The 23,272-nt window shown below is 40.1% G+C and carries 20 protein-coding genes; all 20 read left to right on the top strand.

Annotation, left to right across the window (positions count from 1 at the left end; translation table 11 throughout):
- Positions 1-98: 98 nt before the first annotated feature.
- The 20 genes from ltrA (at position 99) to BHF69_RS05985 (ending at position 23,272) form a co-directional block, all read left to right on the top strand.
- A complete protein-coding gene (gene ltrA / locus BHF69_RS06080) occupies positions 99-1,379 on the top strand; it encodes a group II intron reverse transcriptase/maturase (RefSeq protein ID WP_158022538.1) in 1,281 nt (426 codons plus the stop codon).
- Positions 1,380-1,560: 181 nt separating this feature from the next.
- Positions 1,561-2,976 (top strand): tRNA (N6-isopentenyl adenosine(37)-C2)-methylthiotransferase MiaB, encoded by a 1,416-nt coding sequence (gene miaB, locus BHF69_RS06075; protein ID WP_075670162.1) that lies wholly within the window; start codon positions 1,561-1,563, stop codon positions 2,974-2,976.
- Positions 2,977-3,026: 50 nt separating this feature from the next.
- Positions 3,027-5,642, top strand: coding sequence for a DNA mismatch repair protein MutS (gene mutS, locus BHF69_RS06070; RefSeq protein WP_075670161.1), 2,616 nt, complete (start codon positions 3,027-3,029; stop codon positions 5,640-5,642).
- 9 nt (positions 5,643-5,651) lie between these two features.
- On the top strand, positions 5,652-7,586 hold the full coding sequence (mutL, locus tag BHF69_RS06065) for a DNA mismatch repair endonuclease MutL (RefSeq protein ID WP_075670160.1): 1,935 nt from the start codon (positions 5,652-5,654) through the stop codon (positions 7,584-7,586).
- A 17-nt stretch (positions 7,587-7,603) separates the two neighbouring features.
- On the top strand, positions 7,604-8,545 hold the full coding sequence (gene miaA, locus BHF69_RS06060; protein ID WP_075670159.1) for a tRNA (adenosine(37)-N6)-dimethylallyltransferase MiaA: 942 nt from the start codon (positions 7,604-7,606) through the stop codon (positions 8,543-8,545).
- Positions 8,539-9,825, top strand: coding sequence for a methionine gamma-lyase family protein (locus tag BHF69_RS06055; protein ID WP_075670158.1), 1,287 nt, complete (start codon positions 8,539-8,541; stop codon positions 9,823-9,825). The genes miaA and BHF69_RS06055 overlap by 7 nt, the downstream gene beginning before the upstream one ends.
- Positions 9,826-9,905: 80 nt before the next feature.
- On the top strand, positions 9,906-10,664 hold the full coding sequence (radC, locus tag BHF69_RS06050; RefSeq protein ID WP_330393075.1) for a RadC family protein: 759 nt from the start codon (positions 9,906-9,908) through the stop codon (positions 10,662-10,664).
- A gap of 20 nt (positions 10,665-10,684) precedes the next feature.
- The gene (locus BHF69_RS06045; protein WP_075670157.1) at positions 10,685-11,647 is read left to right on the top strand and encodes a rod shape-determining protein; all 963 of its coding nucleotides are present in this window, start codon (positions 10,685-10,687) and stop codon (positions 11,645-11,647) included.
- A 13-nt stretch (positions 11,648-11,660) separates the two neighbouring features.
- The gene (gene mreC, locus BHF69_RS06040) at positions 11,661-12,530 is read left to right on the top strand and encodes a rod shape-determining protein MreC (RefSeq protein ID WP_075670156.1); all 870 of its coding nucleotides are present in this window, start codon (positions 11,661-11,663) and stop codon (positions 12,528-12,530) included.
- A gap of 5 nt (positions 12,531-12,535) precedes the next feature.
- Entirely contained in the window at positions 12,536-13,048 is a 513-nt protein-coding gene (gene mreD, locus BHF69_RS06035; RefSeq protein ID WP_075670155.1) for a rod shape-determining protein MreD, read from the top strand.
- A 3-nt stretch (positions 13,049-13,051) separates the two neighbouring features.
- Positions 13,052-15,967 (top strand): penicillin-binding transpeptidase domain-containing protein, encoded by a 2,916-nt coding sequence (locus tag BHF69_RS06030; RefSeq protein ID WP_075670154.1) that lies wholly within the window; start codon positions 13,052-13,054, stop codon positions 15,965-15,967.
- Positions 15,968-15,985: 18 nt separating this feature from the next.
- On the top strand, positions 15,986-16,732 hold the full coding sequence (gene minC, locus BHF69_RS06025; protein ID WP_075670153.1) for a septum site-determining protein MinC: 747 nt from the start codon (positions 15,986-15,988) through the stop codon (positions 16,730-16,732).
- 24 nt (positions 16,733-16,756) lie between these two features.
- On the top strand, positions 16,757-17,542 hold the full coding sequence (gene minD / locus BHF69_RS06020) for a septum site-determining protein MinD (RefSeq protein WP_075670152.1): 786 nt from the start codon (positions 16,757-16,759) through the stop codon (positions 17,540-17,542).
- A 16-nt stretch (positions 17,543-17,558) separates the two neighbouring features.
- Positions 17,559-17,828, top strand: coding sequence for a cell division topological specificity factor MinE (minE, locus tag BHF69_RS06015; RefSeq protein WP_075670151.1), 270 nt, complete (start codon positions 17,559-17,561; stop codon positions 17,826-17,828).
- A 10-nt stretch (positions 17,829-17,838) separates the two neighbouring features.
- Complete coding sequence (locus BHF69_RS06010; protein WP_075670150.1) at positions 17,839-18,957, top strand: FtsW/RodA/SpoVE family cell cycle protein; 1,119 nt, start codon at positions 17,839-17,841, stop codon at positions 18,955-18,957.
- A 15-nt stretch (positions 18,958-18,972) separates the two neighbouring features.
- Positions 18,973-19,368, top strand: coding sequence for a methylglyoxal synthase (locus BHF69_RS06005; RefSeq protein ID WP_075670149.1), 396 nt, complete (start codon positions 18,973-18,975; stop codon positions 19,366-19,368).
- A 28-nt stretch (positions 19,369-19,396) separates the two neighbouring features.
- Positions 19,397-20,359 (top strand): D-alanyl-D-alanine carboxypeptidase family protein, encoded by a 963-nt coding sequence (locus tag BHF69_RS06000; RefSeq protein ID WP_083651117.1) that lies wholly within the window; start codon positions 19,397-19,399, stop codon positions 20,357-20,359.
- A gap of 71 nt (positions 20,360-20,430) precedes the next feature.
- A complete protein-coding gene (locus tag BHF69_RS05995) occupies positions 20,431-20,859 on the top strand; it encodes a twitching motility protein PilT (protein WP_075670148.1) in 429 nt (142 codons plus the stop codon).
- Between the two features lie 101 nt (positions 20,860-20,960).
- Complete coding sequence (locus BHF69_RS05990; RefSeq protein ID WP_075670147.1) at positions 20,961-21,905, top strand: TIGR01212 family radical SAM protein; 945 nt, start codon at positions 20,961-20,963, stop codon at positions 21,903-21,905.
- Positions 21,905-23,272, top strand: coding sequence for an HlyD family efflux transporter periplasmic adaptor subunit (locus BHF69_RS05985; RefSeq protein ID WP_075670146.1), 1,368 nt, complete (start codon positions 21,905-21,907; stop codon positions 23,270-23,272). Before BHF69_RS05990 ends, BHF69_RS05985 begins: the two co-directional genes overlap by 1 nt.

The following is a 23,272-nucleotide window of genomic DNA, read 5'->3' as shown; positions in this document are numbered from 1 at the left end:
CAGTTTGAGTATGTCTCGTATTGCAGAAATGACAACATCTGCCGTAACCAATCGGGTAAAAGATGGTCAAATCAAGCGAGACGGAAAGGAAAGAACGCATGGACACAAGTAATCTAATGGAGCAGATATTATCTAGTGATAATCTCAACAGAGCATATCTGCAAGTCGTACGAAACAAAGGTGCAGAGGGAGTGGACGGAATGAAGTACACAGGACTCAAGGAACATCTTGCAAAGAACGGCGAAATCATCAAGGAACAGTTGAGGACAAGAAAATACAAACCTCAACCAGTACGAAGAGTGGAGATACCAAAGCCTGATGGTGGTGTCAGAAACCTAGGAGTACCAACGGTAACAGACAGATTTGTACAACAAGCCATTGCACAGGTACTAACACCAATCTATGAGGAACAATTCCATGACCACAGTTATGGATTCAGACCGAATAGGTGTGCACAACAAGCAATCCTAACAGCACTTGATATGATGAATGATGGTAATGATTGGATTGTAGACATTGACTTGGAAAAGTTCTTTGACACAGTAAATCATGACAAGCTGATGACCTTAATTGGAAGAACAATCAAGGATGGAGATGTCATCTCCATTGTGAGAAAGTATCTTGTCAGTGGAATTATGATTGATGATGAGTATGAAGACTCTGTAATAGGAACACCGCAAGGAGGAAATCTTTCTCCGCTACTAGCGAATATCATGCTCAATGAACTTGACAAAGAAATGGAAAAGCGAGGGCTCAATTTCGTGAGATATGCGGATGACTGTATCATCATGGTTGGGAGTGAAATGTCTGCAAATCGAGTAATGAGAAATATCTCTCGATTCATTGAGGAGAAACTAGGGCTTAAGGTCAACATGACAAAGAGTAAAGTGGATAAACCGCAAGGACTCAAATACCTTGGATTTGGATTCTATTTTGATTCAAGAGCACACCAATACAAGGCGAAGCCACATGCAAAATCAGTTGAGAAGTTCAAGAAGAGGATGAAGGAACTCACCTGTCGTAGCTGGGGTGTAAGCAACAGCTACAAAGTGGAGAAACTCAATCAACTTATCAGAGGATGGGTTAACTACTTCAAGATAGGGAGTATGAAACATCTGTGCAGAGAAATGGATAAACATATCCGATTCAGACTTCGTATGTGTATATGGAAACAATGGAAAACACCACAAAACAGGGCAAAGAATTTAATGAAACTAGGCGTGCCCCAATGGGCAGCAAAGCGAACATCCTACGCTAAAGGGTTCGCAAGAGTATGTCGAGGTTCAGATGTATGCCAAGCTATAAGCAATAAGAGACTAACCTCATTCGGATTAGTCTCAATGTTAGATTACTACACCGAAAGGTGTGTTACTTGTTAAGTTGATTGAACCGCCGTGTACCGAACGGTACGCACGGTGGTGTGAGAGGTCGGAATTTCTCAATCAAGAGAAATTCCTCCTACTCGATTTGGTAAATCCATTGTATTGCTATTTTCTTCTTTCATTGTTATAATAAATTCTGTATGCCATAAATACAGATTTTAAATTAGGAGATTGAGAAATGGAAGATTTAACATATACAAGTGAAAGTCAGAGACAATATGATTACATGGCACAGATGAAGCAATGGGTAAGCAAACAGAGTGAAAAGATGGGACGCCCTCTGACCTGCCATATTACAACCTTCGGGTGTCAGATGAACGCCAAGGATTCAGAGAAGCTTTTGGGAATTCTTCAGCAAATGGGATATGTGGAGACAGAAGAAGAAACGGCAGACTTTGTTTTATTTAACACTTGCACAGTAAGAGAAAATGCCAATTTAAAGGTATATGGACATTTAGGACATTTAAAGAAGATCAAACAGAAGAATCCGCATATGTTGATTGGATTATGTGGTTGTATGATGCAGGAGGATCTGGTTGTTCAAAAGATCAAAGAAAGCTATAAATTTGTGGATATTATTTTTGGAACCCATAACATCTTTAAGCTGGCAGAGCTGATGAAAAACCGTGTGGATTCCAATGGAATGATCGTAGATATCTGGAAGGATACGGATCAGATTGTAGAGGATCTGCCAAGTGAGAGAAAATTCTCATTTAAATGCGGTGTCAATATCATGTATGGCTGCAACAATTTCTGTAGCTATTGTATCGTACCATATGTAAGAGGAAGAGAGAGAAGTAGAAATCCAGAAGACATTATCAATGAGATCAAAGCACTGGTAGCCGATGGCGTAGTTGAGGTTATGCTTTTGGGACAGAATGTAAATTCTTATGGGAAAACCTTAGAGGAGCCGATTACATTTGCACAGCTTCTGCAGCGCATTGAGAAGATCGAAGGACTTGAGAGAATCCGCTTTATGACTCCACATCCAAAGGATCTGTCAGATGAATTGATCGATGTACTGGCAGCATCCCAAAAAATCTGCAATCACGTACATCTGCCAGTTCAGTCAGGAAGTACAGAAATCTTAAAAAAGATGAACCGCCGTTATACCAAAGAGCAGTATTTGGATCTGGTAGAAAGAATTCGTGCAAAGGTGCCAGAGGTATCTTTTACTACCGATATTATCGTAGGCTTTCCTGGTGAGACAGAGGAAGATTTTTTAGAGACTATGGATGTGGTAAAAAAGGTAAATTATGATAGCTGTTATACCTTTATTTATTCCAAAAGAACCGGAACACCAGCGGCAGTGATGCCAGATGAAGTGCCGGAAGAGGTCATCAAGGATCGATTTAATCGTTTGCTGCAGGTAGTTGGGGAGGCTTCTAAAAAGAACGTAGACCGTTATGTTGGAAGGACCATGAATGTATTAGTGGAAATGGTGAATGATCACGATGAGAATCTGGTAACGGGAAGACTGACGAATAATGTTTTGGTGCATTTTCCGGGATGCAGGGAAATGATCGGAAAAATCGTACCAGTCGTATTAAAAGAAGCGAAGGGCTTCTATTATCTGGGAGAACTTGCAGAGTAGAAAGCCAATGAAGTGACGGCAGAGAAAAGAAAAGGAGGATAAGAAGTTCCATGGCGAAATTTACTCCAATGATGGAGCAGTACTTGAAGATAAAAGAACAAAATAAGGACTGTATTTTATTCTATCGACTGGGAGATTTCTATGAAATGTTCTTTGAAGATGCTTTGATCGCTTCCAAAGAACTGGAAATTACACTGACAGGAAAAAACTGTGGACAGGAAGAACGGGCTCCTATGTGTGGGGTGCCTTATCATGCCTGTGATGCTTATTTGAATAAATTGGTAGAAAAAGGATATAAGGTGGGAATCTGTGAACAGGTGGAAGATCCAAAGGCAGCCAAGGGAATCGTGAAACGGGAAGTAATCCGAATTGTGACACCTGGAACGAACATTTCGACTCAGAATCTGGATGAGACAAAGAATAATTATCTGATGTGCATTTATTCTGGAGATGATCTGTATGGAGTTTCATTCGTAGACATTACTACCGGAGATTTTAGAACTACCACGATTGATGATCTTGGAAAGCTGCAGGATGAAATATTTAAATTTATGCCTGTTGAAATTATTTGCAACGATGCTTTTTTGATCAGTGGAATGAATTTTGAATTTTTAAAGGAAAAACTGGGCATTCGTATTTCCAGTGTGGATAATTATTATTTTGATGAAGAGAATGGAACACGAATGATCAAAAAGCAGTTTCATGTGGAGAATCTGGATGGACTGGGAATTCAGGATTTTTCGTTGTGTATCGTAGCTACCGGAGCACTTTTGTGTTATTTATGGGAAACACAGAAGCATTCTCTGGAGCATCTGACACAGATCGTTCCATATGTGACATCTGATTATATGCTGATCGACAGTGCAAGCAGAAGAAATCTGGAGCTCTGTGAAACGATGAGGGAAAAGCAGAAGAAAGGCTCCCTTTTATGGGTACTTGATAAAACGAAGACAGCCATGGGAGCCAGGTTGCTGCGACGATACATTGAACAGCCTTTGGTGCGTAAGGAAGCCATTGAAGCAAGACTGGATGCCATATCTGCACTGAATCATTCGGTCATAACGAGAGAGGAATTAAGAGAATATTTAAATCCAATCTACGATCTGGAACGCTTGATGACGAAGGTAAGCTATCGTTCTGCCAATCCAAGGGATCTGATTGCATTTAAGACGTCGTTGGAATTGCTGCCGCCGATCAAGATGCTCTTAAAAGATTATGAAAAAGGACTTTTGGCAGAAATCTATGAAGAACTGGATACGCTAGAAGATCTATATGAGCTGCTGGAAGCATCTATTGTGGAAGATCCTCCAATCATGATCAAGGAGGGAGGTATCATCAAAGATGGCTACCACGAACAGATTGATCAGTTAAAAAAAGCCAAGACAGAAGGAAAGCAGTGGCTGGCCCAATTAGAAGAGAGAGAGCGGGAGGCCACCGGAATTAAAAATTTAAGAATTAAATATAATAAAGTCTTTGGATATTATCTGGAGGTGACCAATTCCTATAAAAGTCTGGTGCCAGATACGTATATCAGGAAGCAGACACTGGCCAATTCTGAGCGATATACCACCGATGAGCTGGACACGCTTGCGGATACGATCCTTGGTGCAGAGGATAAGCTCTATGCGCTGGAATATGAGACCTTTGTAGAAATCAGAGAAAAGCTGGCGGCAGAGATGAAGCGAGTGCAAAAGACCGCTGATGCCATTGCAAAGCTGGATGTATTCGCTTCGCTGGCTCTGGTAGCAGAGCAGAATGGATATGTGCGCCCCACACTAAATAAAAAAGGAGTCATTGATATTAAAGAAGGGCGGCATCCGGTGGTTGAGAAGATGATGGGTAATGATATGTTCATTTCCAATGATACTTTTTTGGATAATAGTAAAAACAGAGTATCTATTATCACTGGACCGAATATGGCTGGAAAATCCACTTATATGAGACAGGTGGCTTTGATCGTGTTGATGGCACAGATTGGTTCCTTTGTACCGGCAAAATCAGCCAGAATCGGCCTGGTTGACCGAATCTTTACCAGAGTTGGTGCTTCCGATGACCTGGCTTCCGGACAGAGTACGTTTATGGTGGAAATGAGTGAGGTGGCCAATATTTTGCGGAATGCCACAAAACACAGTCTTTTGATTCTAGATGAGATTGGAAGGGGAACCAGCACCTTTGATGGACTTAGTATTGCATGGGCAGTTGTAGAATATATCAGCAATGCAAAATTGCTAGGAGCAAAGACCCTATTTGCGACTCATTACCATGAGCTGACAGAGCTGGAAGGAAAGATTGCAGGTGTCAATAATTATTGTATTGCGGTGAAGGAAAAAGGGGATGATATTGTCTTTTTAAGAAAGATCATCAAAGGTGGTGCGGATAAAAGCTACGGAATTCAGGTAGCGAAGCTGGCAGGAGTGCCTGAAATGGTTATCCAGAGGGCAAAAGAGATTGCTTCTCAGTTAAATGATCATGATATGATGCAAAAGGCCAGAGAGATGGACGGATATATTGAAGAGGCACAGCAGTTATCCTTTTTCGATCAGATCGATCCGGCCAGACAGCCACATCCAGTGGTGCTGGAACTTCGGGATGTGGACTTATCGAATATGACGCCGATCGAGGCGATGAACTATTTATATGAATTGCAGGAAAGAGCAAAGCAATAGGTGGACATTATGGCAGAGATAAAAGTATTAGATCAATATACCATTGATAATATTGCTGCCGGAGAAGTGGTAGAACGGCCGTCTTCGGTTGTGAAGGAACTGGTGGAAAATGCAGTGGATGCAAAGGCCAATGCGATCACTGTGGAGATCAAGGAGGGTGGTATTAAATTCATTCGCGTGACGGATAATGGAACGGGAATTCCGAAGGAGCAGATCAGAACGGCATTTCTTTGCCATGCAACCAGTAAAATTCGTAACGTAGAAGATCTTATGAGAGTCTCTTCTCTTGGATTTCGCGGTGAGGCGTTATCCAGCATTGCTGCAGTTGGACAGGTAGAACTGATCAGTAAGACCTCGGATGAGCTTTCTGGAATTCGTTATGAGATTCACGGCGGAAAAGAAGTTGCCATGGAAGAAATCGGATGCCCGGAGGGGACTACATTTATCGTTCGAAATTTATTTTATAATGTGCCGGCCAGAAGAAAGTTCCTAAAGACTTCCATGACAGAAGCATCCTATATTGAAGCACTGATCCGACAGCTGGCCATGAGCCATCCGGAGATTTCCTTCAAGCTTTTGCATAATAATCAGACGAAGGTAGCAACACCGGGAAATGGAAATCAAAAGGATGTGATCTATCATATTTTCGGTAGGGATGTTGCGAAAAATTTGCTGGAATGTAAGGCAGATATGGAACAGGTTTCCATTAGAGGATATATTGGAAAGCCGGTCATTTCCAGAGGAAACAGAGGGTATGAGAACTATTTTGTAAATGGAAGATATATCAAAAGTGCCATTGTAAGCCGTGCCATAGAGGATGCTTATAAAACCTATCACATGGCTCACAAATATCCATTTACGGCATTGATGCTTGAGGTTCCCAAGGAATCTCTGGATGTGAATGTGCATCCGACAAAGATGGAGGTGCGATTTGCTCAGGGAGAACAGGTGTATCATGCTATAACAGAGGCTGTGCGTCAGGCATTGATGCAGAAGAATCTGATTCCTAATGTGGAACTTGATACGAAGTCAAAGAAAAAAGAGGGGGTTCAGAAGAAGACGGAGGTGCCAGAGCCGTTTGAAGCATTGCGAAGAAAGCAGGCAATTCGGGAAGCTTATCTGGGAGAAAAATCTAAAAAGGAGATTGACCAGATGATTCCAACGGTGCCGTTGCAAAAGGCAGAGAAGCTGGAGGCAGAAAAAGCAGAAGTGAAAGAAGAAAAAAGCACCAGCCAGGAGATCAAGAAGGAAATCAAAGAGGAGATTCGGCTTCAGCTTGAGAAGAAGGTACAAGAAGAGCCGATTTATACGACAGAAGAAAAGCAGATGACTTTTCTGGAGCAGAAAGAGGAAAAAGAGCAGTGGAATCCCAAATTTCGGATCATTGGACAGCTGTTTTCTACTTATTGGCTGATGGAATTTCAAGATCAGTTTTATATTATGGATCAGCATGCAGCGCATGAAAAAATTAATTATGAGAAGCTGATTGCTTCTTTAAAAAGAAAAGAAATATACAGCCAGCAGTTGGCGCCGCCATTGATTCTCAGTCTTTCCATGAAAGAGGTGGATATTATAAAACGATATAAAGATGCATTTTGCCGGCTTGGATTTGTCATCGAAGAATTTGGTGGAAAAGAATACTGTATACGAGCAGTGCCAGCCAATTTGTATGGGCTTGGAGATAAGAAACTATTCATCGAGTTGCTGGATTCTGTGATGGATGAAGGTGTCATGACGGATATGGATGTAATCACAGATAAAATTGCGTCCATGGCCTGTAAGGCTGCGGTTAAAGGTAATCAGAAGCTAAGTATGCTGGAAGCGGAGCATCTCATAGAGGAATTGATGAAATGCGACAATCCGTATACCTGTCCGCACGGAAGACCAACGATGATTTCCATGACCAAGACAGAAATTGAAAAGAAATTTAAACGTATTGTATAGAAAGATGGAGGGAAATCATGAAACCTATGGTAATATTAACAGGACCGACGGCAGCCGGGAAAACCGATTTGTCCATCGCATTGGCAAAGGCTGTCAATGGAGCAGTAATTTCTGCAGATTCCATGCAGGTCTATAAAAAAATGGATATTGGGACGGCTAAGATTATGCCGGAAGAAATGGATGGGGTGGAGCATTATCTGGTAGATGAGCTGGATCCAAAGGAAGAGTTTCATGTGGCCAGATTTAAGGAAATGGCAGGAAAGGCTCTGGAGCAGATTTATGCAAAAGGCCAGATACCCATCATTGTGGGCGGAACCGGATTTTATATTCAGGCATTGTTATATGATATTCAGTTTACGGATACCGAAAAGGATGAGACTTATCGGAAGGAGCTGGAAGCATTTGCTGTGGCAAATGGCAGTCAGGCCCTGCATGACAGATTGGCTCAGGTGGATCCGGAAAGTGCAGCTGCAATTCATAAAAATAATAGAAAAAGAGTGATCCGGGCACTGGAGTACTATAAAGAGACAGGAGAACCGATCTCCGTGCATAATCGCAGGGAGAGAAACCGAAAATCACCATATAATTTTGTCTATTTTGTACTGACCCATCAGCGAGATATCCTGTATGAAAGAATCAATCACAGAGTCGATCTGATGATAAAACAGGGATTGGTGGATGAGGTTCAAAAGTTAAAAGAAGAAGGCCTTGACAGAAGCATGGTTTCCATGCAGGGATTGGGATATAAAGAAATTCTTAGCTATCTGGATGGTGAGATTTCACTGGAGGAGGCTATCTATTTATTAAAGAGGGATACGAGACATTTTGCAAAACGCCAGCTGACATGGTTTGGAAGAGAGCGGGATGTCATTACGATAGAAAAACAAAAGTATAAAGATGAAGAAGAGATTCTGTCTTATATGCTGGATATTATGAAGAAACGAGGAATCATATGCTAAAACAATATTATAAAGAACTGGGAATTGATGAGGAAGTGTATGAATTTTGTACACAGATCGAAAAGGAACTGAGAGGACGATTTCAGGAAATTGACCGGGTAACGGAATACAATCAGCTAAAGGTGCTTGCAGCGATGCAGAAAAACAAGTTAAGTGAAGCCCATTTGGGAGCAACTACCGGCTATGGATACAATGACATTGGAAGAGAAGCATTAGAAGCCATCTATGCAGATGTATTTCACACAGAGGATGCCTTGGTAAGACCACAGATTACGTGTGGAACCCATGCCCTTGGTATTGCGCTTGCAGGAAATGTGCGACCGGGGGATGAGATCCTTTCACCTGTAGGGAAGCCATACGATACCCTTGAAGAGGTCATTGGAATTCGTCCTTCTAAGGGATCATTGGCAGAGTATGGAGTGACCTATGCACAGGTGGATCTGTTGGAGGATGGATCTTTCGATTTTGATGGTATTCAAAAGGCAATCAACGAAAGAACCAAATTGGTAACCATTCAGCGTTCCAAAGGATATGCGACCCGTCCAACTTTGTCCGTTGCGAGAATTAAAGAGTTGATCGCTTTTGTAAAAAGTATTAAGCCAGAAGTCATCTGTATGGTGGATAACTGCTATGGAGAATTTGTGGAGGAATTAGAACCAAGTGACGTAGGAGCAGATATGATCGTAGGCTCTTTGATCAAGAATCCAGGGGGAGGGCTGGCGCCGATTGGAGGTTATATCTGTGGAACAAAGGAATGTGTAGAAAATGCAGCCTATCGTCTGACCACTCCTGGCCTGGGAAAGGAAGTAGGAGCGACCCTTGGTGTCAATGAAAAGTTTATTCAGGGCTTATTCCTGGCACCGACCGTTGTCAATGCAGCATTAAAAGGGGCAGTTTTTGCGGCAAATATTTATGAAAAGCTTGGATTTAAGGTGGTTCCAAACGGCAGTGAGTCTCGTCATGACATTATTCAGGCAGTAGAATTTGGCAATAAGGACATGGTCATTGCCTTTTGTGAAGGAATTCAGTCTGCGGCACCGGTGGATTCCCATGTTGTGCCGGAACCATGGCCAATGCCAGGGTATGACAGTGATGTTATTATGGCAGCAGGAGCTTTTGTATCTGGATCTTCTATCGAATTAAGTGCAGATGCACCGATCAAACCTCCATATGCGGTATATTTTCAGGGTGGACTGACCTATTACCATGCTAAGCTTGGAATTATGAAATCCTTACAGAGAAATGTGGAAAAAGGATTGATCAGCATTACAGGTGCATAATAAGGAAAAATTAAGAAACTTAAAAATTTACTTTGTATACATCGGGAAACGCATGTGATAAAATTAAGAGGAGAAGTTTGATGATTTCCTTTTCGTCGCAGGAACGATTTTCTTTTGTCAGCGAGAGGAAAGGCGTGATCAAAATGGAATCTTATTTAACGGTGAAAGAATTGCCCCGATCAGAACGTCCTTATGAGAAGGCGGAGGAATATGGGGTAGAGAGCTTATCGGATGCAGAGCTGCTGGCCGTGATCATTCGGACCGGAAGCAGACAGCAGCGTTCCATCGATTTGGCACATCGGATCCTGAATCATAAAGCAGAATATCCAGGATTATTAGGACTTTTTTATACAACCAGAGAAGAACTGATGAAGATTACTGGAATTGGAAAGGTAAAGGCAATTCAGCTTTTAGCAGTTGCAGAGCTGAGCAAACGACTTTCCAGGAGACGAAGGAAGGAACGGGTATCCTTTCAGTCTCCCAAGGCGATTTCTCAGTATTATATGGAACGGCTTCGCCATGAAAAAAGGGAGAAGATGATTCTAATTCTTTTAGATGGGAAGAATAAAGCTATCAAAGAAATCATAATTTCAGAAGGTACTGTGAATGCTTCTTTGGCTTCTACAAGAGAGATTTTTATAGAAGCGCTGAAATATGAGGCAGTCTATATTGTTCTGTTGCATAATCACCCATCCGGAGATCCAACGCCCAGCGGCCAGGATATTCGGATTACCAAGCTGATCAGAGAGGCAGGAGAGCTAGTAGGAATTTCCCTACTGGATCATGTTATTATTGGAGACTGCTGTTATGTCAGTTTCAGGGAGCAGGACCTTCTGTGAGATTTACGGAGGAATGCTTTATGAGAGAACGTTATGCAGGATTTGATTTTGGCAGCTATGAAACGAAAATCTGTGGCAGAAATCAGGAGATTTTTCATGAGAAGACCATGCTGGTAATAGAAGAAGAGAGTGGTCGTCCAGTTTGTTTTGGCAATCAGGCGTATGAATATTATGAAAAATCTCCAGAGGGATACCAGCTGATCTTACCAGTACAGGAAGGAAAGATCTATGATCTGTCAGCGCTTAAGATATTTGCAGCGTTGTTGGCTCAGCAGTATAGGATTGGTCGAAAGACAAATGTCTATCTGGCAGTACCAGGACAGATTTCACAGATTGAACAGAGGGCTTATGAAGAAATCTTTCAGGAAACAAAGGTAAAAAAAGAACATGTGATGTTATCCAGACGTCCATTGGCGGAGGCAGCAGGTGCAGGCCTTCCCATGAAAGAGCCATATGCTAGAGCTATTGCAGATATCGGAAGCCAAACAATGGAGATTTCTGTTTTGGCATCCGAGGGAATCATTGCTGGCAGAATGTTTGGTATGGGAAGCAGATGGCTGGATGATATGATTGCCCTGCAGGTAAAGAAGCGGAGTCAGATTCAGATTGGAGGACGTTCTTCAGAACGCCTGAAGCTGGAGTGGGCAAAGGAAAAGAAGATGCAGCTGATCAAAGGGCTGGATCTGGCAGCGGGTCTTCCTATAGAAGCCAGGATACAGGTTTCATGGATTGGGGAACTTTTCGAAGAGTTTTTTGGAATGGTAGCAGACAGTATCAAAGAATTGATTGAAAAGCTTCCCGCAGCAGCGGCAGCAGATCTGATCGAACATGGTATCTGCCTGACTGGAGGAGGAGCAGGTCTTAGCGGAATAGCAGCTTATCTGGAAAAGGAGCTTCTTATTCCGGTCTGGAATGGCGGTACAGAAAGAGATACAGCCATATTGGGAATCAGACAATGGATAACGAAAGATAGAGAAAATTAGGTGAGGAAAGAAAATGAAGTATAAGAGAAAGAAAGAATTAAGTGCAAAACATGTGCTAAGTATATTTGTTGCTATTTGTGTTTTATTACTGGCAATCAGTACATTTGCGGGCAATCGAATTGCTTTTATTTCCAACATTGCAGGGGTTACCATTGTGCCGATGCAAAAGGGCATTAATTCTGTCGGCAATGGGATTGTAAGCTGGAAGGATGCCAAAGAAGAGAATGAGGAGCTGCGTAAGGAAAATGAAGAGCTGAACGCACTTGTGGCTGCATTGAAGATGGAAAATCAGAATCTTTCTCAGGATACTTATAAATTAAAGCGTCTGGAAGAATTATATAAACTGGATAAGAAGTATTCGGATTATAAAAAAACAGGTGCCAACGTAATCAGCAAAGGTGCAGGAAACTGGTTTGACATCTTTGTGATCGATAAAGGAAGCAAGGATGGCATCAAAAAGGATATGAATGTGATCGCAGGAAATGGCCTGGTTGGAATCGTATATGAAGTCAGTGACCATTATGCAAAGGTACGATCTCTGATCAATGATACAAGTATGGTCAGTGCTATGGTTCTATCCACACAGGATAATTGTATTGTAAAGGGAAGTACGGAGACCATGAATAAGGGCTATCTGGAGGTTGTGTACTTGAATAAGGATTCCAAAATCAAAAAGGGCGATGAGCTGGTTACTTCCAATATCAGTTCTAAATTTGTAGAAGGCATTACCATTGGAACCGTTACAAAAGTTGAAAAAAGTGAAGATGGCCTGACGAAGACAGGCAGAATTGAGCCGGTCGTAGATTTTCAACATCTGAAGGAAGTACTTGTCATAAAAGAAGTAAAAGAAACTGTAGTTTTAGATGAAACCATAAAGGAATAGATGCCATGTTAGTGAGAGGAATTTTTTATACAATCGCAATTATCGTGAGCTTTCTTTTGCAGACTTCTGTGTTCGAGTTTTTGAAGCTGGCAGATACGGTACCTAATGTAATGATAAGTCTGGTAGTCTGCATCGCGTTGATGCGGGGAAGCAAGGAGGCAGTACCAGTTGGATTTTTTTGTGGACTGTTGATTGACATTTTTTATGGAAATGTACTGGGACAATATGCACTTTTATATGCAATCATTGGATATGTAAATGGATTTTTCCACCGTTTGTATTTCGAAGATGATTTTATGCTGCCATTGGTTGTGTTGGCAGGCAATGCTTTTGTCTATGATCTGCTGATTTATTTCTTTTTCTTCCTACTTCGGGGAAGATTGGGATTTTGGTATTTTCTTGGAAGTATCATCATTCCGGAAGCACTTTATACGGCAATCGTCGCATTGGTGGTATACCGGATTTTGCTTCCGATCCTAGGTAAATTGGCAGAACGAGAGAAAAGGGGTGTCATATAGTTTATGAGAAAATGGAAAGAAAAATTCTTAGACTTGGTGGATCATCAACGCTTGCTGGTCCTGATGATCTTTGCGCTGGTCTTATTTGTACTTTTGATTTACCGTTTGTTTGTACTCCAGATTATTGAAGGAGAAGAACACATGGAAAATTTTACTTATAAGATTCAGAAGACCATAACAAAAAATGGTATTCGCGGGAATATTTATGACTGTAACGGCAAACTTTTGGCCTATAATAAGCTGGCGTATTCCGTAACATTTCAGAACGATACGGCCTTTGCTACATTGGCTAAGGAGAATAACACTTCTGAAAATGCAGAAAAGAATAAGGTAATCTATAAGGTAATTAAAATTTTAGAAAAGAATGGAGACGAGATTACGACGAATTTTCCAATCAAGAGAGTTGGGAAAGGCAATTTTGAGTTTACTGTTTCCGGATCTGAGTTAAAGACCTTTAAGCGCAATGCTTATGGAATCGGGACAGATATTTCTGAACTTAGTAAGGAAGAACGGGAAACAAGAGAGAAGCAGCTCAATGCCACGGCCGAGGAGATGTATCAATATTTTAAAGATGGCACAGGGGGAACTGGCGTTGGAAAGATGTTTGAAATTTCAGACGAATATTCGGAAAAAGATGCCTTGAAGATTATGGCAGTTCGTTATAATGTATATTTAAGCCGATTTTCCCAATATATGAAGGTAACCATTGCCAGTGAAATCAGTGACAAGAGCATTAGTGCTATTGAAGAGTCACAAAATGATCTGGTAGGGATTGATATTTCAGAGGAATCTATACGAGTATACAATAACAGCCAAGCCATTGCACATCTGGTAGGATATACCGGTGTGGTTTCTGATTCCGAGCTTGAGGAATTAAATGAAGGTAAGGATGAAGAAGACAAGGACTATTATACATCCAGCGATATTGTTGGAAAGTCCGGAATAGAGAAGGAATACGAATCCTATCTGCATGGTACCAGTGGAAGTGAGACCATGTTGGTGGATAAGATTGGTAAGGTGTTGGAAGTAACGAATGAAGAAAAAGCAGGAGCCGGAAACGATATTACATTAAGTATTGATGCAGATCTTCAGCAGTATTGCTACGATCTTTTGGAAAGTAAGCTTGCAGGAATCATTTTATCCAAGATGACAAGCAGTGATTCTGCTGGAAGCAGCAGTGATAATAAGATGATTCCGATTAAGGATGTATATTATTCACTGATCAAGAACAAGGTAATTGATATCTCTGAATTAAATGATGATGAGGCTACCGATTATGAAGCATCCATTGCAAAGAAAATTCATAGTTATAAGAAAAAACAGTTAACAGCATTAAAGGATGATTTATTAAACAGCACGGAAGCCTTTGAGAATATATCTGATGAGAAGCAGGCATATGCAGAGTATGTGTATAGTAAGCTTTCTGATGATAAAATCCTTTTAAGCAGTTCCATTGATACAAAGGATGGAATCTATAAGAAGTGGAAGAATGGTAAGATTAGTCTTGGGGAGTTTTTACGATATGCAATTAACCAGGAGTGGGTGGATACTTCCGGGTTTAAGATGAAATCCTCCTATTATAATACAGATGAGATTTTTGAAGCTATGGCAGATTATGTGGTAGAAAGCTTAAATGATGATACGAGTTTCGACACCCTGATCTGCGAATATATGATAAAATCAGGTGAATTATCAGGAAGTTCTGTCTGCCGGTTGTTGTATGAGCAGGGTATATTGGATAAAAAGAAGGATAAATCAGATTATCAGCGTCTGGTATCTGGACAGACAAGTGCATATTCCTTTATGAGAAATAAGATTTCCTCAAGAGAGATTACGCCAGCCCAGTTGGGATTGGATCCATGTTCTGGATCTATTATTATTACAGATACAAAAACAGGAAAAATTAAGGCACTGGTCAGCTATCCAAGCTATGATAGCAATCGATTGGCCAATGGAATTGATGGGGATTATTATAGTCAGCTGGTCAGCAATGAATCCAGACCATTGTATAATCAGGCGCTCAATCATAATACTGCTCCAGGATCTACCTTTAAACCATTGGTAGCCATTGCAGGGCTGAATGAAGGGATCATTAATCAGGGTACTACATTTAACTGTACCGGTATCTTTGATCGAATCACACCGGCAGCCAAGTGTTGGATATATCCAAACAGGCATAATACGGAAACTGTTTCTCAAGCAATCACCCATTCTTGTAATGTATTCTTCTATGAAGTCGGATATCGTATGGGAACGACGAATAGTGGCAAATTAAGTGATACTAAGGGGTTGGAAATTTTAAGCAAATATGCTACACTTTTAGGGCTAAATAAAAAATCAGGCATTGAGTTGTCTGAGTCTTCACCGCATATGTCAGATGAGACGGTCGTTCGATCTGCAATTGGACAGGGAACCAACAGCTATGCACCAATTCAGATTGCGAATTATGCTACTACACTTGCCAATAGTGGGGAGGTCTTTGACCTTAGTGTCATGGACAAGATTACTGATAATAAAGGAAAAACGGTGAAGAAGTTTAAGACGAAAGTGAAGAATAAAGTAAAATTAAAGGATGACAGCTATTGGGATACCGTGCATTCTGGTATGTATGGTGTGGCCTACGATGATCATAAAGATATTTTTGCCAGTCTGAAGAATGTAAAGATTGCAGGTAAGACAGGAACTGCTCAGGAGGATAAGACCCGTCCAAACCATGCGTTGTTCATTTCCTACGGACCATATAAGGGTCCGGAAATTGCAACGACGGTAGTTATCCCATTTGCGTATACATCATCCAATGCATGTAATGTCGCAAAAGATGTTTATCAATATTACTTCAGCAGTGATTCTGCAAAGAAGAATCTTGAGAAAAATGTGAAGGAAGCAGGACAGGCAGTTTCTGGTTCTGGTGGCGACTAAGGAATGGAGAAGAGGAATATGAGTCAGTCCGTAATGATTAAAGGTAATAAGCATGGATTAACCCTTTGGCTGGATCCCAGTCTGGAATATGACCAGTTGTATGAAGAAGCTATGAAAAAATTCCAGGTATCTGCTTCCTTTTTCAATTTTGCAAAGCCAATTGCATTGAAGTTTGAAGGAAGAAATCTGGAACATGAACAGATTTCGGAAATTTTAGATGGAATTTCAGAGCGAACGTCCTTGCAAATTGCGTATATTATCGATGAAGATAGTGCTATTGAGACCAAATTTCAGCAATTGATGGCAGAAAAAGAAGCAGAGAAGGAAGAACTTCTTAAAAAACAGCAGGAAGAAGAATGGAAGAAGAATCAAAAGTCAGAGGATGGAATGTTCTATAGAGGGACCCTTCGCTCTGGGCAAAGCGTTCAGAGTGACTCCAGTGTTGTAATACTTGGGGATGTGAATCCTGGTGCGACAGTCAGTGCCAATGGTAATGTGGTCGTTCTTGGAGCATTGAAAGGGTATGCATATGCAGGAACGGAAGGGAATGACGAAGCAGTTATTGTTGCGTTGGAGATGAAGCCGATGCAGATCCGTATTGGAAACCAGATTGCAAGGAATTCTGATGAAGAGGCCAAGGGTGGATTCTTAAAGAAGAAAAAGAAAAAGATAGAAAACACGGAACCACAGATGGCATTTGTGGAGAATGGGCATATTTACGTGGAACCGATTTCAAAATCATTGATTCATGAGCTTATGATTTAAAAGGAATAGATGGAGGAAGAGAAGATGAGTGAAGTAATCGTAGTTACATCAGGGAAAGGTGGAGTAGGTAAGACTACCACAACAGCTAACGTAGGAACAGGTCTGGCAAAACTTGGATATAGTGTTGTGTTGATCGATACAGATATCGGACTTAGAAATCTGGATGTGGTTATGGGCCTGGAAAACAGGATCGTATATAATCTGGTAGATGTGGTAGAGGGGAATTGCAGAATCAAACAAGCGTTGATCAAAGATAAAAAATACTCCAATTTATTCCTGCTTCCATCTGCACAGACGAGAGATAAGACAAGTGTATCTCCGGAACAGATGAAAAAATTAACGGATGAATTACGAGAAGAATTTGACTACATAATTTTAGATTGTCCTGCTGGAATTGAACAAGGATTTAAAAATGCCATTGCGGGTGCAGACAGAGCGGTCATCGTTACTACACCAGAAGTATCTGCAATTCGAGATGCCGATCGAATTATCGGATTGTTGGAAGCCAATGAAATCAAAAAGATGGAGCTGATCATTAATCGTATTCGTATGGATATGGTAAAACGTGGAGATATGATGTCTCAGGAGGATGTAGTGGATATCTTAGCTATTGATCTTCTTGGAATCGTGCCAGATGATGAGAATATTGTAATTGCTACGAATCAGGGAGAACCATTGGTTGGATCTGATTGTCTGGCTGGAAAGGCATATATGAATATCTGCAAAAGAATTTTAGGAGAAGAAGTTTCGTTTATGGAATTTCCTGTAGATGGGTTCTTTGCTCGTTTGATGAAAGCGTTCAGAGGCTAATAAGGGGGAAAAGAACATGGGATTTTTTGATAATTTATTTCGGAAAAAAAGTTCTGGAGATGTGGCAAAAGACAGATTAAAGCTGTTATTAGTCTCCGACAGATCCAGCTGTTCTCCGGAATTAATGGAATTGATTAAGAATGATATTATAGAGGTAATCTCAAAATATATGGAAATTGACGCCTCAGGTTTGGATATTCAGATTACTCAGACAGAGACAGAGGAAGGCGGGGATAAAGTACCTGCACTTTATGCCAATATTCCAATCAAAGATATAAGAAAATAGGGATGATAAGATGCTGAGACAATATGACTTTAAAAATTATAACATGAAGCTGTTATGGAATGTCTGGCTATTAAGTGCATTAGGAATTATGTTTATCAATAGCGCAAATCCGTCTTATACAGTAAAACAGCTATTAGGAGTCGTTTTATGCTCGGGTATTATGCTGTTTTTATCTGTGACAGATTATAATTTTATTACCAATAATATAGGAATCATTTATATTGGAAATATCATACTTTTGTTGTTGGTATTGGTTGCAGGAAAGACGGTAGGAGGAGCACAGCGGTGGCTGGCGTTTGGAGGATTTACCTTCCAGCCGTCGGAAACGTGTAAGATCGCATTGATTTTAACAGCAGCATCTTTTATTGCCAAGCATGAGGATGACTTAAATGAATGGAAGACGTTGGGCAAGCTGGCAGTCATCTGTTTGATTCCGATGCTGTTGGTCGTAAAAGAACCAGATTTGTCTACTACCATTGATATTACTTTGATTTTATGTGCGATTGTTTTTGTAGGAGGCCTGAGCATTAAGATTATTGGATGGGTCATTGCCATTGGGATTCCTGCATTTGCTGCATTTATCTGGTATATTCAGACACCGGGACAAATTCTTTTAAAGGATTATCAGGTGACTCGTATTATGACCTTTATCAATCCATCCAAATATGCATCCACGACGGCCTATCAGACGAATAATTCTATCATGGCCATAGGATCTGGACAGTTGTTTGGGAAAGGCTTGAATACCAATACAATTTCTGATGTTTCTGTTACCGTACGTGATACAGGATTGGTATCTGAGCAGCAGACGGATTTTATCTTTTCTGTAATTGGAGAAGAATTTGGTTTTATCGGCAGTGTAATTATTATTGCATTGCTGGCACTGTTAATGATACAATGTATAACGGTAGCGAAGAAAGCCAATGATTTAAATGGTAAATTGATTGCGACGGGAGTTGCAGCATTGATTGCATTCCAGTCATTTATTAATATTGGAGTTGCAACAGGAATGTTACCAAATACAGGGTTGCCATTGCCTTTGATCAGCTATGGATTGAGCTCGGTTCTCAGTATTATGATCGGAATGGGAATGGTACTGAATATATCGCTCCAAAGTAAAAAATATTAGAAAAGGGGGATGGCAATGAATATTGGTTTAGTTGCCCATGATACCAAAAAGCGATTGATGCAGAATTTATGCATCGCTTATCGGGGGATTTTATGTAAACATGAATTATATGCCACAGAGACAACCGGATATCTGGTTGAAGAAGTAACCAATTTGAATGTTCATAAATATTTAGCAGGACATCTGGGAGGAGAGCAACAGTTAGGAGCTCAGATTGAGCATAATGAAATTGATATGGTGATTTTTTTGCGGGATCCGGAGGCAAAAACCAAGCATGAAACCAATGTATACAATGTACTGCGTTTATGCGATATGCATAATATACCATTTGCTACAAACCTGGCAACCGCAGAACTGCTGGTAAAAGCATTGGAACGCGGAGATTTGGATTGGCGGGAAATGTACAAATAACGTTTGTCCGATTGGAAAGGAAAGACATATGAGAAGAAAACTAGCAGCGGTCATACTGTCCATGGTCCTGATGGTAACAGTATGTCAGCCTGTTTCCGTAGAGGCCAAATCCTATGAAAAGCATTTTGAGGAATCCGGAAAAACGCTTTTAAAAAGTCATTACAGAACGCTTTTAGATGGATTGGGCGAGCATGCTGCAATCATAGATAAGAAGAAAGATAATGCTTTTCAGGGGGATGTACAGAGTGCACTTTTGGTCGATGTTACTGACCAAAAGGTTCTTACCTCTAAGAATGCTCTGGGAAAAGCATATCCGGCCAGTACGACCAAGGTATTGACTGCTCTGCTTACGCTAGAGCATTGTAAGCTGACGGATACGGTTACTGTAAAAAAGGATATTACCTTTCACGAATCCGGGGTTGTGAAGGTTGGACTGAAAAAAGGCGATAAAATAAAGATAGAAGGACTGTTGAATGCTCTGCTTATTGAATCTGCCAATGACTGTGCGGTTGTACTGGCGGATTATATTGCAGGATCAGAAGAAAAATTTGCGGATATGATGAATGAAAAAGCTAAGGAGCTTGGGGCGACTCATTGTCATTTTGTGACTTCCAATGGACTTCATGATGACGATCATTATGTCACTGCATATGATTTGTATCTGATCTTTAAAGAGGCGATACAATATGATGCTTTTTTGAATATTGTAGGAAAAGCCAATTATACGCTGGAATATGAGACAGCAGCAGGGGTACCGATCAGCCTTCCAATGGAGACCACCAACCACTATATTCTTGGAGACTATAATCTGCCAGATGATATTTTTATGATCGGCGGTAAGACAGGAACCACAGGAGAAGCGGGCTCTTGTCTGATTATTCTTACGAAAAACAGTGAGGGAAAAGAATATATTTCTGTTGTATTAAATGCGAAAACAAAGGATATTCTATATAACACTATGTCGGATTTATTAGAAAAAACTCATAAATAGTAGTTGTTATTTTGTAGCATATATTATACAATATATATAATAAAAATGTTCTTTCTAAGGAGGAGATAAGAATGGTCGAAATTATTGCAGGAGTAAAAGGAAAAGGAAAAACGAAAGTTTTAATTGAAAAAGTAAATGATGCAGTTAAGGTTGCAAAAGGGGATATCGTCTATATCGATAAAAGCAACAAGCATATGTATGAGCTGAGCAATCGCATTCGTTTTATCGTTTCTCCAGAATACGGAATCACAAATACAGATATGTTTCTTGGATTTTTAGCAGGAATTTTATCTCAGAATTATGACATCGAAACAATTTATTTAGAAAGTTTTCTAACCATTGCTAACGTGGATGTATCTAATGATGCGGATGTTGAAGCAACTGTTGCCAAGATTCAGGAAATATCTGAAAAATACGATGTTGATTTTGTGATTAGTGCATCTAGAGATAAATCTGATATGCCTGAAAGTATTCAGGGACTTGTTACAGTATCTTTATAAGAAGAACATGAATAGAAACTGTCACAGAGATGTGACAGTTTCTTTATTACATGGGAATTTTTTAGATTTCCTATGTTACAAATATATAAGGGGAAGAATTCATGTATTATCGCACGTATTCCGATTATTTAAAAACAAAATATGGGGAGAAGGTATATAAGCTTCCTGTTAATCTGCCGATCAGCTGTCCTAATCGAATGAACGGTAATCAAGGCTGTTCTTTTTGTGCAGATGTAGGAACTGGATTTGAAGCCATGTCATCAGGAATGTCTGTGACAGAGCAGCTCAATAAGACGAAAGAGAAGATTTCCAGAAGATATAAAGCGAAAAAATTTATTGCCTATTTTCAAAATTATACCAATACATTTATGAGCCTGGAGCGATTTCGGGCATATATTACGGAAGCGGCAAAGGTGGAGGATATTGTAGAAATATCCATTTCTACCAGACCAGATTGTATTAAGAAAGAATATTTGGATTTTCTCAAGCAGATTCGAAGAGAATATCAGATAGAAATTCATTTTGAATTGGGACTTCAGACGGTGAATTACCATACGCTAAAGAATATCAACCGGGGACATGGTCTGGCAGAATTTATCCAGGCAGTGATGCAGGTTCAGGCATATGGATTTTCCACTTGTGCACATATGATCTTAAATCTGCCAGGAGATACCTTGGAGGATGCAGTGGAGGGAGCAAAGATTTTATCAGCACTGCGGGTTGATGTTGTAAAATTACATTCTTTGTATATTCCGAAAAATTCACAGTTGTATACACAATACAATGATGGTACAATTACGTTATGTTCCAAAGAAGAATATTTAGAAAGGCTGACAGAATTTCTGGCTTATCTGTCTCCAGAGATTGTGGTAGAACGATTATTCAGCCGTGTACCAGAGGAATATTCCGAATTCTCCAACTGGGGGACCAGCTGGTGGAAGCTTAGAGATGAATTCGAGGAATGGATGGAAAAGAAAAATTATAGACAGGGGTGCCGGTTTCATTATCTGAACGGCGCAGCATTAGATAGATGGGAGTTAGAATAATGAGAAAAAATAAGATTCATCTTAGTTTAAGTCTTGTTATTTTTATTGGAATTTTAATATATATCAGCGTGAACATTTTGGGGTTTATCTTCAAAAACCCATTGACCATTTATGAGGTAAAAGCTGGTAAGATGTCGGATGTAATATCTACAACAGGCATTGCTATACGCGAGGAAAAAATTGTCAAAAGCAAAGGAAGTGGATATATTAACTACTATATGTCTGATCTTTCTAAAGTTTATAAGGGAGAGACAATCTATTCACTGGATTCCAATGGTAAGATCAAAGATTATATTGCTGAGGCAATCAAAGAAGATTATGAAGCAGCCAATAAAAATATATCGAATATTAACAATACCATTTCAGATTTTAAAGAAGAATATGATTATTCCAGATTCGATGAGGTGTATAACCTGAAACAAAAGCTGGATCAGTCTGTGTTGAATGCCAATGGAGATTATATAGAAAAAACCGTGAAAAAGGTCAAGAAGAAGTACGGCAAGGATTCCTATCAGGTTGTAGGAAGTACAGACAGCGGAGTGGTCTCTTATACGGTGGATAATTTTGATAAGACAACTGTGGATCAGATTGATAAATCAGATTTTCAACAGTCCGGTTATGAGAAAAAGCAGTTATCCTCTGTTGAAAAAGTGGAAAAAGGAGACGTGGTTTATCGCATTGCTACAGGAGAGACATGGGAAATTGCCATCCAACTGTCGGAAGAGGAATATGAAGAATTAAAGGATAAGAATACGGTGCAGGTTACATTCTTAAAGGATAACGTGAAAGCATCGGCATCCATAAGGGTGAAAAAGAAAAAAAGTCGCTATTATGGATACTTAACCTTATCAAAATATTTGATCCGTTACATGAATGAACGGTTTTTGGATATTGAAATTTCTTTAAATTCTAATAAAGGATATAAAATTCCAAAAAGTGCAGTGGTAGAAAAGGAGTTTTATGCAGTACCAGTGGAATATCTGACAAAGGGAGGAAACTCCACTTCAGATCGTGTACTGGCCAAATCAGATAAGGAAAAAACGGCTTCCATTAAAAGCTATACGATTTATAAATTTGAGGAAGATAAGGATAAATATTTTTATCTGGATGCGGATGAAGTTGAGAAGAACACAGTATTATTTGCTGGAGGCAATAAGAATTCCGCACAATATTATCTGGATAAGACGGTGAAGAAGCAAGGCGTTTATTGTGTTAATCAAGGATATGCCGAATTTCGTGCTATCGAGAAGGTGAGTAGCAGTGAGGATTATGTCTTAGTTGCGACAAATACGGTTCATGGAATTTCGTTGTACGATCACATCGTATTAAACAGCAAGGAAATCGACGAGGATGAAATCATTTATTAA

Source organism: Anaerostipes sp. 992a (assembly GCF_001940245.1).
Lineage (GTDB): Bacteria > Bacillota > Clostridia > Lachnospirales > Lachnospiraceae > Fimousia.
The sequence above is the reverse complement of the archived record's forward strand: the minus strand, read 5'-3'. Positions and strand labels throughout refer to the sequence as shown.